This is a genomic window from Streptomyces sp. NPDC087906, from assembly GCF_055584925.1.
Genome location: NZ_JBVJLC010000014.1, coordinates 29,485 through 45,525 on the forward strand (window position 1 = coordinate 29,485; position 16,041 = coordinate 45,525).

General features: G+C 72.4%; 13 protein-coding genes. 7 read left to right on the top strand and 6 right to left on the bottom strand.

Going from position 1 to position 16,041, the window contains the following annotated elements:
• The first annotated feature begins 1 nt into the window (after position 1).
• Both ACZ63I_RS30495 and ACZ63I_RS30500 read left to right on the top strand, forming a co-directional pair.
• Positions 2-1,573, top strand: a complete 1,572-nt coding sequence (locus tag ACZ63I_RS30495) for a beta-1,3-glucanase family protein (RefSeq protein ID WP_469342475.1) — start codon at positions 2-4, stop codon at positions 1,571-1,573.
• Between the two features lie 124 nt (positions 1,574-1,697).
• Positions 1,698-2,894 (top strand): MFS transporter, encoded by a 1,197-nt coding sequence (locus ACZ63I_RS30500; protein ID WP_469342476.1) that lies wholly within the window; start codon positions 1,698-1,700, stop codon positions 2,892-2,894.
• Here ACZ63I_RS30500 and ACZ63I_RS30505 read toward each other — a convergent pair.
• Positions 2,866-4,062: a hypothetical protein gene (locus ACZ63I_RS30505; protein ID WP_469342477.1), complete on the bottom strand. Its 1,197-nt coding sequence runs from the start codon at positions 4,060-4,062 to the stop codon at positions 2,866-2,868. The two genes, ACZ63I_RS30500 and ACZ63I_RS30505, sit on opposite strands and share 29 nt — an antisense overlap.
• Entirely contained in the window at positions 4,059-5,027 is a 969-nt protein-coding gene (locus ACZ63I_RS30510) for a 5-dehydro-4-deoxyglucarate dehydratase (protein ID WP_469342478.1), read from the bottom strand. The genes ACZ63I_RS30505 and ACZ63I_RS30510 overlap by 4 nt, the downstream gene beginning before the upstream one ends.
• A gap of 252 nt (positions 5,028-5,279) precedes the next feature.
• Here ACZ63I_RS30510 and ACZ63I_RS30515 point away from each other — a divergent pair, with 252 nt between their 5' ends.
• Together ACZ63I_RS30515 and ACZ63I_RS30520 are read left to right on the top strand one after the other, a co-directional pair.
• On the top strand, positions 5,280-6,089 hold the full coding sequence (locus ACZ63I_RS30515; protein WP_469342480.1) for an NAD-dependent epimerase/dehydratase family protein: 810 nt from the start codon (positions 5,280-5,282) through the stop codon (positions 6,087-6,089).
• Positions 6,090-6,153: 64 nt separating this feature from the next.
• Positions 6,154-7,383: a TerD family protein gene (locus tag ACZ63I_RS30520; protein ID WP_469342481.1), complete on the top strand. Its 1,230-nt coding sequence runs from the start codon at positions 6,154-6,156 to the stop codon at positions 7,381-7,383.
• Between the two features lie 90 nt (positions 7,384-7,473).
• On the opposite strand, the gene ACZ63I_RS30525 is transcribed toward ACZ63I_RS30520, so the two are convergent.
• A complete protein-coding gene (locus tag ACZ63I_RS30525) occupies positions 7,474-7,701 on the bottom strand; it encodes a hypothetical protein (protein ID WP_078863698.1) in 228 nt (75 codons plus the stop codon).
• Positions 7,702-7,862: 161 nt separating this feature from the next.
• Between ACZ63I_RS30525 and ACZ63I_RS30530 the strand changes: the two genes are divergently transcribed.
• Positions 7,863-8,633 (top strand): SDR family NAD(P)-dependent oxidoreductase, encoded by a 771-nt coding sequence (locus ACZ63I_RS30530; protein WP_469342483.1) that lies wholly within the window; start codon positions 7,863-7,865, stop codon positions 8,631-8,633.
• A 1,061-nt stretch (positions 8,634-9,694) separates the two neighbouring features.
• Here ACZ63I_RS30530 and ACZ63I_RS30535 read toward each other — a convergent pair.
• Positions 9,695-11,206 carry a hypothetical protein gene (locus ACZ63I_RS30535; RefSeq protein WP_469342484.1) on the bottom strand — a complete coding sequence of 504 codons (1,512 nt, stop codon included), beginning with the start codon at positions 11,204-11,206 and terminating at the stop codon, positions 9,695-9,697.
• A 204-nt stretch (positions 11,207-11,410) separates the two neighbouring features.
• Here ACZ63I_RS30535 and ACZ63I_RS30540 point away from each other — a divergent pair, with 204 nt between their 5' ends.
• Positions 11,411-13,264 carry an endonuclease/exonuclease/phosphatase family protein gene (locus tag ACZ63I_RS30540; RefSeq protein WP_469342485.1) on the top strand — a complete coding sequence of 618 codons (1,854 nt, stop codon included), beginning with the start codon at positions 11,411-11,413 and terminating at the stop codon, positions 13,262-13,264.
• On the opposite strand, the gene ACZ63I_RS30545 is transcribed toward ACZ63I_RS30540, so the two are convergent.
• A complete protein-coding gene (locus ACZ63I_RS30545) occupies positions 13,200-13,790 on the bottom strand; it encodes an SMI1/KNR4 family protein (RefSeq protein ID WP_469342486.1) in 591 nt (196 codons plus the stop codon). The genes ACZ63I_RS30540 and ACZ63I_RS30545 overlap by 65 nt on opposite strands.
• 231 nt (positions 13,791-14,021) lie before the next feature.
• On the opposite strand from ACZ63I_RS30545, the gene dapA reads away from it, so the two are divergent.
• Complete coding sequence (gene dapA, locus ACZ63I_RS30550) at positions 14,022-14,969, top strand: 4-hydroxy-tetrahydrodipicolinate synthase (RefSeq protein ID WP_469342487.1); 948 nt, start codon at positions 14,022-14,024, stop codon at positions 14,967-14,969.
• Between the two features lie 37 nt (positions 14,970-15,006).
• Here dapA and dapD read toward each other — a convergent pair whose 3' ends face one another.
• Positions 15,007-15,993 carry a 2,3,4,5-tetrahydropyridine-2,6-dicarboxylate N-succinyltransferase gene (gene dapD, locus ACZ63I_RS30555; protein WP_328581612.1) on the bottom strand — a complete coding sequence of 329 codons (987 nt, stop codon included), beginning with the start codon at positions 15,991-15,993 and terminating at the stop codon, positions 15,007-15,009.
• Positions 15,994-16,041 lie beyond the last annotated feature (48 nt).

The following is a 16,041-nucleotide window of genomic DNA, read 5'->3' on the forward strand; positions in this document are numbered from 1 at the left end:
GATGCCCAGCAGAAGAAGCGTTCTCGGATGGGCGGCCGCGCTCGCGGCCGCCCCTGCCCTGGACCTCGCCATGAGCAGCACGGCGTCGGCGGCGGGACCGCTGCCGATCACCATCGTCAACAGCACCGGGTCGTACGCCAATTCGGCGGTCTGGATCTATGTCGTCGGCACCAACACCTCGGGCCAGCAGTGCTACGTACGGGCCGACGGCGTGCAGGTGCCGGTCTCGCCGGGGCTCAACGGGCCCGACGGGTACGCCGATCTGGCGATCCCGTTCAGCGGGTCGGGCAACGCCCTGGTCAATCTGCCGTACATGTCGGGGCGGATCTACTTCTCGCTCGGCGCGAAGCTGAAGTTCCGGGTGGTCACTGACGGCAACGGCAACTCGGCGCTGCAGTACCCGGCGGCCTGGGTCACCACCGACCCGAGCTACCAAGTGCTGCACGACTGCATGGAGTTCACGTACAACAGCACCGGCATGTACTGCAACATCACCTTCGTGGACATGTTCAGCGTCCCGATGGCGATCCGGCTGGTCGGCAACTCCGACCAGACCACCGGCACGATCAAGCCGGGCGGCCGTGACGCGATCTTCTCGGCGATCAGGGCGCTGCCCGACTTCGCCCGGCTGGTCAGCGCCAACGGGCTGCGGGTGCTGGCCCCCGGCCACGGCATCGAGGGCGGTCTCTTCTCGTCCACGTACTACGACCCGTACATCACCCAGGTCTGGGACACCTACGCGAGCCGCGATCTGAACGTCAAGATCAACGCCACCACGTACACCGGCCGGGTCTCCGGCGGGGTGCTGCGCTTCAACAACGGCGTCGCGCCCATCCCGAAGCCCAGCACGCTGGACGTCTTCTACTGCAACGGCGCGCTCAGCGCGCCCAACGACGGTCTGACGGGACCGGTGGCCGCGCAGCTCGGGGCGGCGTTCAACCGCTCCACCCTGCGCGACAACCCCAACCAGCCCGTCACCGATCCGGCGCAGTACTACCGGCAGCCGATCAGCAACCACTTCTCGCGCGTACTGCACGAGAACAGCGTCAACGGCAAGGCGTACGGGTTCCCGTTCGACGACGTCGGCGACCAGGCGTCGTACATCCAGGACAACGCGCCGCGGTCGATGACCCTGACGCTGACGCCGTTCGGCGCGGGCGGTCCCACCGATCCGCCGCCCGCGGCGACGCTGCTGTCGGCGGGCCGGCCGGCCACCGCGTCCTCCGCGGAGAGCGCCGCGTTCGCGGCGTCGGCCGCGGTGGACGGCAACGCCGGCACCCGCTGGTCGAGCGGGTTCGCGGACCCGCAGTGGCTCCAGGTGGACCTGGGGTCGGTGCACTCGGTGAGCCGGGTACGGCTCAACTGGGAGGCCGCGTACGGCAAGGCGTACCAGATCCAGACCTCCACCAACGGCTCGACGTGGACGTCGGTCTACAGCACGACCGGCGGTGACGGCGGCACGGACGATCTGACGTTCACCGCCACCGACGCCCGTTACGTCCGCTTCTACGGGACGCAGCGGGCCACTCCGTACGGCTATTCCCTCTGGGAGTTGGAGGTGTACGGCCGGTAGACCCGGCCCGACATGAGACCTGCCCGCGCCCCGAAGTAGGTCAACCGCCCGATGCCGGGCCCCGGTCCTCAGATGCCACTGTGCGCGTCTGACGATCAGAACCGGCGGCAGGAGCGGGTGGGGCGTGGTGTGGAGCGGCGGGGGCGTACTGAAGGACCGCAATGCCGGGCTGTATCTGGCCGGGGTGGTCGTGTCAGGCTTCGGTACGTCCTCGCTCTGGCTCGCCGCCGGTATCTGGGTCAAGTCCCTTACCGGCTCGGACAGTCTGGCGGCGCTGACGGTCTTCGCGATGTGGGCGCCGACGCTGGTCGGCCCGCTGCTGGGCACCGTCGCCGACCGGATGCGCGGAAAGCCACTGCTGATCTGCTGCGATCTCGCGCTCGCGGTCCTGCTGGCGGCGCTGTGCGCCGTCGACTCGGCGGGCCGCGTGTGGATCGTCTTCGGTGTGCTGTTCGTGTACGGATCCTGCGGGGTCGTCCAGGACGCCGCCGAGGCGGCCCTGGTGGCGACGGCGGTCGACGCGCGGCTGCTCGGGGACTTCAACGGGCTGCGGATGACGGCCAACGAGGGCATGAAGCTCGTCGCGCCGCTGGCGGGCGCGGGGCTCTACGCCCGGTTCGGCGGCCCGGCCGTCGCCCTGCTCGACGCGGTGACCTTCGTCCTGGCCGCCGGGGTCTTCGCGCTGATGCGGGTCCGGCAGGAGAAGCCGGCCCGGCAGCCGCCCGGTGCCTGGCTGACCGGCACGGCGGAGGGCGTACGGCGGCTGCGGGACACCCCCGCCGTGCGGCCGCTGGTGTTGGCCGCCGCGCTGACCTTGCTGCTCGCCGGGTTCAACGGCGCGATGAGCTTCGCCGTCGTGGACAAGGGCCTGGGCCAGGAGCCCGCGTTCCTGGGGGTGTTGTCGGCCGTGCAGGGCGCGGGTTCCGTCACGACCGGGCTGGTGGCGGGGCCGCTGCTGCGGCGGCTGCCGGAGCGGGTGTTCGGCGCCGCGGGGATCGCGCTCTTCGCCGTGGGCCTCGCGCTGCGGGCGGTGCCGTACGACGCGGCAGTGCTGGCGGGGTCGTTGGCCGTGGGGCTCGGTCTGCCGACGGTGCTGATCGCGGCGATGACGGCCTTGCAGCGCGAGGTCCCCGCGGACGTGCTCGGCCGTACCGCCGCGACCGCGGGCACGGTGATGTTCGCGCCGAACGCGGTGGCGCTGGCGCTCGGCGCCGGGCTGCTCCCCTTCGTCCCGTTCACCGCCGTTCTGCCGGCGGCCTGCGCGGGCGGGCTGCTGACGGCGCTGCTCCTGCTCAACGCAGGGCGGAGAGCGCGGCCTTGACCGACTTCAGATCGGCGTCCGACGCCAACCCCGCGTGGTACAGGCGCAGTTCGTCCGCGCCGAGGTCCGCGGCGCGCGCCGCGTCGTCGGCGAGGGTGCCGGGGCTGCCGCCCATGCCGCTGACGACGGTGAAGTTGGCCGCGAGCACGGTCGACGGGGTGGCGTGGCCGGCGAACGGGGTCAGCATCGCCTCGGCGGCGCCGCCCGTGCAGGGCAGCACGACCCCGTCGGCGACGCCCAGGATGTGCGCCGGGTCGACGCCCGCGTTGGCACCGGTGTGATGCGCGGCCGGGTCGGCGTGCAGCAGCACCTGGAAGCCGGGGGGCGCGGCGGCGCGTACGGCGGCGACCGCCTGCTCCTGGAGGTCCCGGGCCACCTGGCCGCGCCAGGTGAGGGTGACGGCTGCCAACTCGGCGCCGACCAGCTTCTCGACGCCTGCCCTGCCGCTCGTTCCGCCGGGCGCCCCGCCGGGTGTGGCGTCCCCGGCCCAGACAGGTTCGAGCGCGCTCCGTACAGCGGCGGCGAGCCGGTCGGGGTCGGTGTCGAGATCCGCGTATCCGGCGCGGCAACTGGCGCAGAAGCAGAGCGACATCAGGTACTGCGCGGCCTCGCCGAGGCCGACACCGGCGATCTTGTCGTGGGCGTGCAGATGCGCCAGCCCGTACCAGCCGCAGGACTCCAGCTCGGTGCCGCGCGCGCCGGGCCGTACCGCCGCCTCGGCCGCGAGATCCACCAGGTAGCGGACGACTGCGGGCTGGGCGATACAGGGCGCCCAGGGGTAGCGGTCGCCGAACGCGTTGACGACGGACGTGGCCGGACGGTCGGCGCCGAGGCGGGAGTTGTGGGCGAGCACCACCCACGTGTGCACGTCGAGTCCGGCGGCGGAGAGGGCAGCGGCCGCCTCGCCGTACGCGTCGCCGGGTGCCCAGCTCCCCGCCGGGTACGGGCGCACCTCGCGGCCCGCCCAGCGGGCCTCGTCGGCGGGGTAGAGGACGGCGGCGTGTTCGGCGGTGACGACGCGGTGGCGCGGATGGCGCGGGGTGAGCGCGCGGGTGGAGTGGTAGGCGGCGGCCAGGGTGACCTGCTGGACGCCGAGTTCGGCGATCCTGGCTGCCGCTGCCGGGTCGCCGACGATGTCCCAGGGGTAGCCGAACGCGGCGGCCCTCACGCGCCGTCCTCCGCGTCGTCTCGCACGCTCTCCTCCAGCAGCGCCCGGCCGCGTTCGACGAGCGTCGAGAGCGACTTGACGTGGTCGGGCAGCGGTTCGCTCAGCGGCGGCCGTACCTCACCCACGTCGAGTCCGCCGAGCCGCACGCCCGCCTTCACGAGCGAAACGGCGTAGCCCCGGCCCTGGTTGCGCAGTTCGACCAGCGGTACGTAGAAGCCGTCGAGCAGCCGGTTGACGGTCGTGTCGTCGCCGGTGGCGAGCGCCCGGTAGAAGGCGAGGGCGATGTCGGGGGCGAAGGCGAAGACGGCGGAGGAGTAGAGCGTCACGCCGATGCCCCGGTAGGCGAGGCCGGTGAGTTCGGCGGTGGGCAGGCCGTTGAAGTACAGGAAGTCGCGCCCCGGCTCCGCCGTGCGTACGGCGCTGAGGATGCGCTGCATCAGGTCGAGGTCGCCGACGCCGTCCTTCAGGCCGATGATGCCGTCGACGCGGGAGAGCGCGACGACGGTCTCCGGGGTGAAGACAGCGTTGTCGCGCTGGTAGACGATCGTCTCCAGGGAGGTCGCGGCGGCGAGCGCGGCGTAGTGGCGCAGCAGGCCCTCCTGGTCGGCGACGACCAGATACGGCGGCATGGCGAGCAGTCCGTCGGCGCCGGCCTGCTCGGCGAGCTTCGCGTACTCGATCGCGAGCGCCGTGCCGTATCCGGCGCCGGCCACGACGGGCACCCGCCCCGCCGTCTCCTCGACGGCGGCCGCGACGCACGCGCCGAACTCGCCGGGGGTGAGAGCGTGGAACTCGCCGGTGCCGCAGCACGCGAAGACGGCCGCGGCGCCCGCTTCGACGCCTTGTCTCACATGCGCGCGGAAGACGTCGAGGTCGAGGCCGCCGTCCGGTCCGTACGCGGTGACGGGGAAGAACAGCGGCCCGTCGACCCGGGTGAGTCGAGCGGCGAGCGGGGCTGTGGTCACGGAAGCTCCCTGGGCCGTGCGCCGAGCCCGAAGGCTCGTGCACGGTTCTGATCGATGTCCATATCTCTGAACGCGACCACGCTAGGGCAGCCGCGCGGGGCTGGTCAAGACAGGATCGGCCAACCCCCGGACGGATTCGCACCCCGCGCGCGACACTTGACGCTGCCCACCACCCCTCCCTAGCGTGTCCATGCATGTGAATTACGTTTACGGATCTGAGCGCGAATCCGCGCAGCCGAGGAGCCGCCCCCCATGCCAGCACCGCGTACCGTCCTGCTCACCGGCGCAGCCGGCGGCCTCGGCACCCTGATGCGGGGCCTGCTGCCCGCGTACGGCTACGAACTCCGCCTCTTCGACGCCACCCCCATAGAGGGCGAGCCGGACGCCGTGACGGCCGATCTCGCGGACAAGCAGGCGCTGCGGGAGGCCGTCGAAGGGGTCGACGCGGTCATCCATCTCGCCGGCATCTCGCTGGAGGCGTCGTTCGACAAGATCCTGCGGTCCAACATCGAGGGCACGTACAACCTGTACGAGGCGGCGCGCGCGGCGGGCGTCCCGCGCGTGGTGAACGCGTCGAGCAACCACGCGGTCGGCTTCACGCCCCGCCCGCAGGGCGACGATCCGCTGATCCCCGTCGACACGCCGCGCCGCCCGGACACGTACTACGGCCTGTCCAAGTGCTTCGGCGAGGATCTGGCCCAGCTCTACTGGGACCTGCACGGCCTGGAGAGCGTGTCCGTGCGGATCGGCTCCTGCTTCCTGGAGCCGACGACCGTGCGCATGCTCTCCGTCTGGATGAGTCCGGGCGACGGGGCCCGGCTCTTCCACGCCGCGCTGACGGCCGAGCAGGTCGGCCACACGGTCGTCTACGGCTCCTCGGCCAACACCCGGCTGTGGTGGGACCTGTCGACGGCGCGGGCGCTCGGGTACGAGCCGCAGGACGACTCGGAGCAGTACGCGGACAAGCTCATCGCCGAACAGGGCGAGCTGGACCCGGACAACCCCGACCACGCGCATCTCGGCGGCCACTTCACCACTCATCCGCCGCAATGGCCGTACTGACGTTCGGATTACCGGGCGCCGAAAGTAAGGGAACGGCAAAGCGGGGTCGTTCGTTACGTCTGGCATGACAGCTATGACCCCCGGCTCGAACATCCCGCTTCCCACCGCACATGTGGCGGTGGATGTCGCCGGGCCCGTGCGGCTCGACGTCTCGGGCCTGCTGCTCACCGCCGACGGCAAGGTGCGCTCGGACGACGACTTCATCTTCTTCAACCAGCCGGCCGGCCCTGGCGTGACGTACCGCTCGGGCGGCGGCTCGGCGCCGGACGCGATCGTGGTCGACACGGGCGCGGTCCCCGCCGGTATCGAGAAGATCGTCATCACCGCGAGCCCGGACGCCGCAGGCCAGAGCTTCCAGGGCATCGAGCCCACCGCCACCGTCCGCGACAGCGGCGACGGAACCGTGTTCGCCACGTTCACCCCGCCGCAGCTCGGCGCCGAGACGGCGCTGGTGATCGTGGAGATCTATCTGCGCAACGGCGCCTGGAAGGTCCGCGCCGTCGGCCAGGGGTACGCGAACGGGCTGGCCGGTATCGCCACGGACTTCGGCGTATCGGTGGAGGAGCCGGCCGCGCAGGCCGCCCAGGCCGCGCCGGCCCCGGCGGCCCCGCCGCAGGCGCCCGTGACGCCCCAGGCCCCGGCGGCCCCGCAGGCACCGGCCGCGCCGCAGGCTCCCGTGGCACCGCCCGCTCCCCCGGCCGCGCCGCCGGGCGGCGGGAAGATCAATCTGGACAAGGGCCGGGTCAGCCTCCGGAAGAACGAGACCGTGTCGCTGGTCAAGGGCGGCAAGCCGCTGCTCGCGCAGGTCAAGATGGGGCTCGGCTGGGAGCCCGCCTTCCGCGGCAAGGACATCGACCTGGACGCGTCGGTCATCGCGTACGGCCCGAACCGCAACCACCTGGACAGTTGCTACTTCGGCAAGCTCTCCATCCTCAACGGAGCGGTCAAGCACTCCGGGGACAACCTCACGGGCGAGGGCGCGGGTGACGACGAGGTGATCGTGGTCGACCTCGGCCGGCTCCCCACCGAGGCGACGGGCCTGGTGTTCACCGTCAACTCGTTCACGGGCCAGAAGTTCAACGAGGTGGCGAAGGCGTACTGCCGGCTGATCGACGCGGCGACGGACCAGGAACTGGTGCGCTTCGACCTGACGGGCGCCGAGCCGCAGACCGGCGTGATCATGGCCAAGTTCGTCCGGCAGTTCTCCGGCGAGTGGGAGATGACGGCCATCGGCGAGTTCGTGAAGTCCCGCACGGTCCGCGGCATGGTCAAACCGGCGGCGAAGCTGCTCTGACGCGGTCGGGTCCGGCCCTGCGGAAACGCACCACGGGCCGCCGCGGTCGCGCGTGACGCATGACCCGCGGCGGCCCGTGGGCCGCTGTCTTCAGAGCTTGGTGAGCTTGGAGAAGGGACTCAGGATCCTCCCCTGACGCCCGGAGAAATCGATGAGCACGGCATGTTCGCCCTCGACTCCGATGACTCTCCCCAACCCGAACTGATCGTGGGAGACACGGTCTCCGACATCGAACTTCTCGGGCGGGGGAGAGGCCGGGGCCTGGCGGTTGAAGGGACTGGACGGCAGGTGGCGCCGGGATCCGGCTGACTTTGTCATTACTTGGAGTATGCGCCCAAGGAGCCCCGCCGCGCCATGCCCGGCGGCTGACCGGCCTCCGGATCACCCGTTCCAGGGCCCTGCTCGCGGGGCGGAAAGTGCCGCCGAAGGGGGTGGCGGAGCGTACCGTGCCCCGACCTGAACCGAAAGGGTTCCGAGCCTTGACGAAACTGTCCGCCACCGGCCGCAGCGTCCTTGTCAGCGGCGCCTCCCGCGGCCTCGGCCGCGCCCTCGCGCGCGCCTTCGCCGCCAACGGCGACCGGGTCGCCGTCCACTACGGCAGCCGCGAGTCGGACGCCCGGCTGACCCTGGAGTCACTCACCGGTACGGGGCACGCACTGGTCGGCGGCGACATCTCGGACCCGGCGGAGGCGGCCCGGGTGGCCGACGAGGCGGCGGCGGCCGTGGGCCCGGTCGACGTGCTCGTCAACAACGCGGCGGTCAACGACCCCCATCCGCCGGCCACCACCCCGTACGAGGAGTGGGCCGCGCACTGGCAGCGCCACCTGTCCGTCAACCTCCTGGGCACGGCCCTGCTCAGCCACCGGGTGGCCCACGGCCTGATCGAGCGGAAGGCCGGCGGCCGGATCGTCAACATCGGCTCACGCGGCGCGTTCCGCGGCGAACCGGACTACCCGGCGTACGGCGCGACAAAGGCGGCCGTCCACGCCCTGGGCCAGTCCCTGGCCGTCGCCCTGGGCCCGTACGGCATCGGGGTGGCCTCGGTGGCGCCGGGCTTCATCGAAACGGAACGAGTGGCCCACCGCCTGACCGGCCCGGAGGGCGAAACGATCCGCACCCAGAGCCCCTTCGGCCGAGTGGCCACGCCCGAGGAAATCGCCGACGCGGTGCTCTGGCTGGCCTCCCCGGCGGCGGAGTGGTCGTCGGGAACGGTGCTCGACCTGAACGGAGCGTCGCATCTGAGGATGTGACCGCGAATCAGGAGCGTGTACGGGGGCGGGTGGCCGCGGTGGCCGCACCGAGGCCACGTGGCTCACCGTGCGTGAACCGGACGGTATCCGCAGGCGCCAGAACCCGGCCGCCTGACGCCCGACGGCCCCAGCGCCCGCCGAACCACGGCCGGGAGGCCGGGCGGAGCCGCAGCAGGGGCAGACGGCCCCGGTAGAGGGCAACCTGGGCGTCAGGGGCCGGACACGGGCCCGGGGCACAACTCCGGGCGTCAGCCGCACGCGCGTGAGCGGGCCTTGAAACGCGGCCCGACGGCGCACACCCGAGCCGGGTCGAGCGGCCCGCCAACCACGGCCAGGAGGCCAGGCGAGCCGTCGCCCGAGCGCCCGCCTGCCCGGCGGGTCAGGGCCCGCAGCCGGGGGCAGACCGCGCGCAAGACGGCCGCCAGGGCGTCGGGCGCCCGCGCCGAGGCCGCGTCAGACGGCCATACGCCCGCGCCTTGGTACGGAGACCTCCGCCGGCCGGGGGGATGCCGCGCCGGGCCGCCGGGCTCACCGTGCCTGGCAGAGAGCCCACCGAACCTCATAGTGCGCGGCGACGACTGAGCCCCACCGCCTGTGCCCGGGACGCGAACCGCACCCGCGTGAGCGGGCCTTGAAACGCGGGCCGACGGCGCAGACCCGCGCCGGGCCCGAGCGGCCCGCCAACCGCGGCCGGGAAGCCAGGCGGCCCGCCGGAGCACCCGTCTGCCCGGCGGGTCAGCCCGAACAGATCCCGAGCAGGGCCCGCAGGGCACCGCGATCCGGGGGCGCGCCGTATCGGGCCGAGTGCCCCGCAAACCCTGGCCGGGGCCCAGCCCGGCCGGGGGGCCCGGCAGCTCGCCGTACCGGGCCACGTACACCGCAACCGTGGCCGGTACCCCGCCCCTGGCCGGGTGGCCCGGGGCGTCAGCCGCGCGCGTGCGGAACTCGCAACGCCGCCCGGCGGCCCTGTGTCCGCGCCGGCCGAGTCGCCCGCTGACCGTGCCCGGCCGGCTGCCCCGGCGCGGGCCGACCGCCCCCGGGCAACCCCCCGGCGCCCCGCGTCAGCCGGTCGCTCGCGAGCGGGCCTTGAAGGCCGCCTTGCGGGCTTCCTTGGCCACCGTGCGGTCGCTGTGCAGGCGGCCCATCGCCTCCAGGACGTCCGGGGTCGCCGGGTGGTCGACGCGCCAGGCTTCCTCGAAGAAGTTCTTGTTCTGGCCGACCAGGCCCTCGACGAGTTCCCGCAGCTCGTCCGGTTCGCCCTCCGCGTCCAGTTGGGCCGCGATCGTGTCGATCGCCAGCCAGAAGATCATCGTCTCGGACGGCATCGGGACGTCGCCCGATCCCAGCTCCGCGAGCCAGACCCGGGCCAGGCCGCCCAGCTCGCCGTCGTCCAGTACGGCGCGCACGGCGGGTTCCGCCTCCGCGCCGACCAGGGTCAGCGCCTGCTGGCAGTTGAGGCGGCGCAGCGGGGCGGCCGGGTCGGTGCCGCGCGCGGCGGCGAGCAGTTCGGCCGCCGCCTCCGCCGGGGCGTGCCCCGCCAGCCACTGCTCGGCCTCGGCACGCGCCGCCGCCTCGGGGAAGTGGGCGATGCCGTCGAGCAGCGCGCGGGCGTCGCCGTCCGCGAGGTCGCCGACGGCGGGGGCCGCCACACCGGCTTCGAGCATCCGGGACCTGATGCCGTAGACGCCGAGCGGGGTCAGCGTGACCATGCCGTAGCGGGTCACGTCGTCCGCGTCGACGGGCAGACCGGGCTCGGCGCCCGACAGGTCGCCGCCCGCGGCGTCTTCGGGGTCTTCGGGGTCTTCGGCCATCAGCGCCTCGTCGACCGGTACGTAACTGACGAGCCCGACCGGCTCCAGCAGCCTGAACTGCTCGTCGAGCCGCATCATGGCCTGCGAGACCTGTTCGAGTACGTCGTCGGTGGGCTCCCCCATGTCCTCGGGGACGATCATCGAAGCGGCGAGAACGGGCAGCGGCACCGCGCCCTCGCCCTCCTCCGCCGCGGTGAGCAGGTAGAGGTTGCCGAGGACGCCTTCCAGGAACTCGGCCTCCACCTCCGGGTCCCAGTCGAGCGCCTCGAAGTCGATCTCGCCGTCGTCGCCGATGGCCACGGCCAGGTCCTCGAAGACCGGCGCCGTCGCGTCGGCGAACACCACGTCAAGAGTGTCCAGCCAGAGGGACAGCACGTCCCCCGGCGAGCCGGCCGTCACCAGCGCGAGCTGCGGGCCCGCGGTGACCGCCGCCGACCCGTCGTCGTCCAGTCCGCTGTCGGTGTCGGCGCCGTCGCCTTCCGCCACGGCGACGAGATCCGTGTCGATGGCGACCCGCCACGCCTCACTCGCGTACGACTCGCCGTCCCCCTCCGACAACTCGTCGCCCAGGCCGAGCTGTTCGGCCGCCGCCGGCAGTTGTTCGTCGACCAGCTCACCACCGGCCCCTACCCGGGTCCCTGGCCCCGCCCAGCGGGCGAGCCGCACCGCCCTGGCGAGCAGCGGCGCGGCGAGCGCCTGCCGCGCCAGCTCCGCTTCCGAGGGCAGCCGCACCGGCGGCAGGGTGGGGCGGTCTTCGGACATCTGTGGGGTCTCTCCTCGCTGTGTACGGGCCGGGGTCGCGGCGCGCGCCTCCGGCGAGCCCCAGCGTAGACGTATGTGACCCCGCGCCACTCGATTCATGTGCCCGACGAGCTCCGTACATCTCGGCAGTCTTGACAAGTTCCCCGCCCACGAAAGAGATTGACGCGCGTAGAACCTCTCGCACCTCACCCTCGGAGTTCTGTGATGCCTGCTTCCGTACCGAGATCGGCCGCCGTGCCGACCCTTGTCGCCCTCGCCCTCGCCGCGGGGCTGATCGTCGCCGCCGGCCCCGCGTCCGCCTCCGCCGGCACGTCCGCCGCAGCGGCGGGTGTACGGATCCACGGCATCCAGGGCAACACCCGGATATCCCCGCTGGTCGGCACCCCTGTCACGAACGTCCCCGGCATCGTCACCGGCGTGCGCGCCTACGGCAGCTCGAAGGGCTTCTGGCTGCAGGACCCGAAGCCGGACAACGACCCCGCCACCAGCGAAGGCGTGTTCGTCTACACCAGCTCCAACCCGACGGTCGCCGTGGGCGATTCGGTCACGGTCAACGCGACGGTCAGCGAGTTCGTGCCCGGCGGCGCAGCGGCCGGCGGCCAGTCGGTCACCGAGCTGACCGCGCCGAAGGTGACCGTGGTCTCCTCCGGCAACAAGGTGCCGGCGCCGGTCCAGATCAAGGCCAAGTCGGTGCCCGCCGCGTACGCCCCCGCGGGTACGCCCGACACCGGCAACAGCATCAACGGACTGCGCCTCAAGCCCCGCGACTACGCGCTCGACTACTACGAGTCGCTGGAGAGCATGAACGTCAGCGTCGGCACCTCGCGCGTGGTCGGCGCGACCGACGCGTACGACGAGCTGTGGATCACGGTCAAGCCGCAGGAGAACAACGCCAAGCGCGGCGGCACGGTCTACGGTTCGTACGACTCGCAGAACACCGGGCGGCTGCAGATCCAGCAGACGGCCCTCTCGACCAACAGCCCGTTCCCCACCGCGAATGTGGGTGACTCGCTGCAGGGCACCACCGAAGGCCCCCTGGACTTCAACCAGTTCGGCGGTTACACGCTGGTCGCCCGTACGCTCGGCACCGTCGTCGACAAGGGCCTGAAGCGCGAGACGACCCGGGCGCAGAAGGACGGCGAGCTGGCCGTCGCCACGTACAACGTCGAGAACCTCGCAGCCGACGACCCGCAGGCGAAGTTCGACTCGCTGGCCGCCGCCGTGGTGAAGAACCTCTCCTCGCCCGACATCCTGTCCCTGGAGGAGATCCAGGACAACAACGGTGCCACGGACGACGGTACGGTCTCCGCCACCGAGACGGTCAAGAAGTTCACCGAGGCGATCGTCGCCGCCGGCGGCCCCGCCTACGAGTGGCGCTCGGTCGACCCGGAGAACGACAAGGACGGCGGCGAGCCCGGCGGCAACATCCGCAACGGCTTCCTCTTCAACCCGGCGCGGGTCTCCTTCGTCGACAGCGGCACGGCCGACGCGACGACGGCGACCGCGGTCGTCACCCAGGGCGGCAAGGCAGGACTGACCCTCTCCCCCGGCCGTATCGACCCGGCCAACCCGGCCTGGCAGGCCAGCCGCAAGCCGCTCGTGGGCGAGTTCACCTTCCGCGGCCAGAACGTCTTCCTCGTCAGCAACCACTTCACCTCGAAGGGCGGCGACGAGAGCCTGACCTCGCAGCACCAGCCGGTGCCGCGCTCCTCCGAGCCGCAGCGGCTCCTGCAGGCGCAGGCGGTCAACTCCTTCGTCAAGGACCTGCACAAGGCGGACAAGAACGCCCAGGTGCTGGTGCTCGGCGACCTGAACGACTTCCAGTTCTCGAACACCGTGAAGGCGCTCACCAAGGGCGGGCTGCTGACGTCGGCGATCGACTCACTGCCGCCGCAGGAGCGTTACACGTACGTCTACCAGGGCAACAGCCAGGCGCTCGACCAGATCCTGACCAGCCCCGCCGTCGAGGACTACACCTACGACAGCGTGCACATCAACGCGGAATTCGCCCAGCAGGACTCGGACCACGACCCGCAGGTGCTGCGCTTCCGCCCCTGACGGACCGCCAGCGCGACACCCAGCCGGCGAAGCCCTCTTCGTCGGCCGGGTGTGCGCAGGCGGGCGCCGCGCCCACGTCGCTGATCTGCCAGATCCGGCCACGCTCGGGTCCGCTGACGACCAGATGCCAGTAGAGCCCGCAGCCTGCGGTGCCCAGCACCACACTGCCGTGGTTGCTGACGTCGTCGATGAGCGGCTCTATCTCCTCGTACGGCCGGGGATCGTCCTCCCACACCCAGGGCGCGGTGAGCGGGAAGGGCCTGCTCAGCACGCGCTGCGTCTGGTCGCAGCCCCAGTCGGCGGGCAGCGCCGCGAGCGGTATGAGCCCGTCGACATCGGCGGGCCCGCGCGCGCAGCCGTCGCATATCTCGGCGACCAGCGTGCGGTACGGCTCGGGCAGGAGCACCGCATGCTCCTGCTCGAAGGCGGCGACGGCCTGGGCGCCCAGCGGCGGCCTGCGGTGCTCGGGCGCGAAGGCGGCCCGCAGCGCTTCGAGTTCGCAGGGGTCGGCGTGTTCGGTGTTCATACGCTCCATGCTCCTCATTGGACCAGTCCCCACTGACAGTCCCCACTGACGGCCGGCGCGGGCCCCGTGGTCCATGAACAGCCGTACGGTACTGCGCGGCCGGCCGGGTGCGCGGGCGATACCGGCACAGTCGGCCGGATTGCGCGCATGACCGACCTTTCAGCGTTGCTTCACTCTTGTGGCAAGTGAATCTAAGTAGACCTTCACGGTGGGTGGGCGGACACTGCCCGCATGACGACTCCGCCGACTTCGCTGTCGACCCCGCCGACGACCCCGCTGACAACTCCGCGCCCGTTCGGCCGCGCCCTGTGCGCGATGGTCACCCCGTTCACCGCCGCCGGCGAACTCGACCTGGCGGGCGCCCGCAAGCTCGCGGGCCGTCTGGTGGCCGAGGGCTGCGACGGGCTCGTCCTGAACGGCACCACCGGCGAGTCCCCCACCACCACCGACGCGGAGAAGACCGCGCTGGTGCGCGCGGTGTGCGAGGAGGTCGGCGACCGCGCCCATGTCGTCGCCGGCGTCGGCAGCGCGGACACCCGGCACACGCTCGCGCTCGCCCGGGAGGCCGAACAGGCGGGCGCCGACGGCCTGTTGGTCGTCACCCCGTACTACAGCAGGCCGCCGCAGGCCGATGTCGAGGCGCACTTCCTGCGGATCGCGGACGCGGCGAACGTCCCCCTGATGCTGTACGACATCCCGGCCCGCACCGGCACCCGGATCGAACCCGCCACCATGGTCGGCCTCGCCCGGCATCCGCGCGTCGTCGCCGTCAAGGACTGCGCGTACGACCTGCTCGCCAGCTCCTCGGTGATCGCCCGCACCTCGCTCGCGTACTACGCGGGCAGCGAGGAGCTGAACCTGCCGCTGTACGCGGTCGGCGGCGCCGGTTTCGTCAGCACCGTCGCGAACGTCGCGCCCCGCCAACTGCGGGCCGTCATCGACGCGTACGACGCGGGGGCGCACGCCGAGTCCGTACGGCTCAACCAGCTCACCCTGCCGCTCGTGGAGCTGATGACGGCGGCAGGGCTGCCGGGCACGGTCACGGCGAAGGCGCTGCTCGACGGGCTCGGGCTGCCGGCGGGTCCGGTGCGCGAACCACTGCGGCCCGCCGGCCGGGAGACGGCCGACGGACTGCTGCTGGCGTACGGGGAGTTGCTGCACGCGACCCGCCGCCCCTGAGGGGCGGCCACCCCTGAGGGGCGGGGGCCGCCCGTGCTCAGTTGTGGCTGTGGAGCACGTCGTTGAGACCGCCCCAGACCGCGTTGTTCGGCCGCGCCTCGACCGCGCCGGAGACCGAGTTGCGGCGGAAGAGGATGTTGCTCGCGCCGGACAGTTCCCGCGCCTTGACGATCTGGCCGTCCGGCAGCGTCACGCGCGTACCGGCCGTGACGTACAGCCCCGCCTCGACGACGCACTCGTCACCGAGCGCGATGCCGATGCCCGCCTCGGCCCCGATGAGGCAGCGCTCGCCGATGACGATGCGCTCGGTGCCGCCGCCGGACAGGGTGCCCATGGTGGAGGCGCCGCCGCCGATGTCCGAGCCGTCACCGATGACGACGCCCGCCGAGATCCGGCCCTCGACCATCGACGTGCCGAGCGTGCCGGCGTTGAAGTTGACGAAGCCCTCGTGCATCACGGTCGTACCGGCGGCGAGATGCGCGCCGAGCCGCACCCGGTCGGCGTCGGCGATCCGGACGCCCTTGGGGGCGACGTAGTCGGTCATACGCGGGAACTTGTCGACCGAGGTCACCTGCAGATGCAGCCCCTCGGCGCGGGCGTTGAGCCGTACGGTCTCCAGCGTGTCGACGGCGACCGGGCCGAGGGACGTCCAGGCGACGTTGGCGAGCAGGCCGAACTGCCCGTCCAGGTTCTGCCCGTGCGGCTTGACCAGCCGGTGGCTGAGCAGGTGCAGCCGCAGATACACGTCGTGCGCGTCGAGCGGCTTGTCGTCGAGCGAGGAGATGACCGTACGGACGGCGACGACCTCGACCCCGCGCCGCGCGTCGGGCCCGGTCGCCTTGGCTGCGCCGTCCCCGAGCAGCTCGACGGCGCGCTCGGCGGACAGCCGCTCGGTGCCTGCGGGTCCGGGCTCGGCGGACAGCTCGGGGGCGGGGTACCAGGTGTCGAGTACGGTGCCGTCGGCGGCGACGGTGGCGAGTCCGGCGGCGACGGCGCCGGTGGTACGAGGAGTCGTGTCGGTCATACCCGAAACCTAACGGCTGCGCGCACCACCGGGCGAACCGGTCTCATG

Coding starts and splice junctions, on each gene's coding strand:
- ACZ63I_RS30515 (WP_469342480.1), top strand. CDS start 5,280: ATGCCAGCACCGCGTACCGTCCTGCTCACCGGCGCAGCCGGCGGCCTC.
- dapD (WP_328581612.1), bottom strand. CDS start 15,993: ATGACCGACACGACTCCTCGTACCACCGGCGCCGTCGCCGCCGGACTC.
- ACZ63I_RS30540 (WP_469342485.1), top strand. CDS start 11,411: ATGCCTGCTTCCGTACCGAGATCGGCCGCCGTGCCGACCCTTGTCGCC.
- dapA (WP_469342487.1), top strand. CDS start 14,022: ATGACGACTCCGCCGACTTCGCTGTCGACCCCGCCGACGACCCCGCTG.
- ACZ63I_RS30525 (WP_078863698.1), bottom strand. CDS start 7,701: ATGACAAAGTCAGCCGGATCCCGGCGCCACCTGCCGTCCAGTCCCTTC.
- ACZ63I_RS30535 (WP_469342484.1), bottom strand. CDS start 11,206: ATGTCCGAAGACCGCCCCACCCTGCCGCCGGTGCGGCTGCCCTCGGAA.
- ACZ63I_RS30520 (WP_469342481.1), top strand. CDS start 6,154: ATGACAGCTATGACCCCCGGCTCGAACATCCCGCTTCCCACCGCACAT.
- ACZ63I_RS30495 (WP_469342475.1), top strand. CDS start 2: ATGCCCAGCAGAAGAAGCGTTCTCGGATGGGCGGCCGCGCTCGCGGCC.
- ACZ63I_RS30545 (WP_469342486.1), bottom strand. CDS start 13,790: ATGAACACCGAACACGCCGACCCCTGCGAACTCGAAGCGCTGCGGGCC.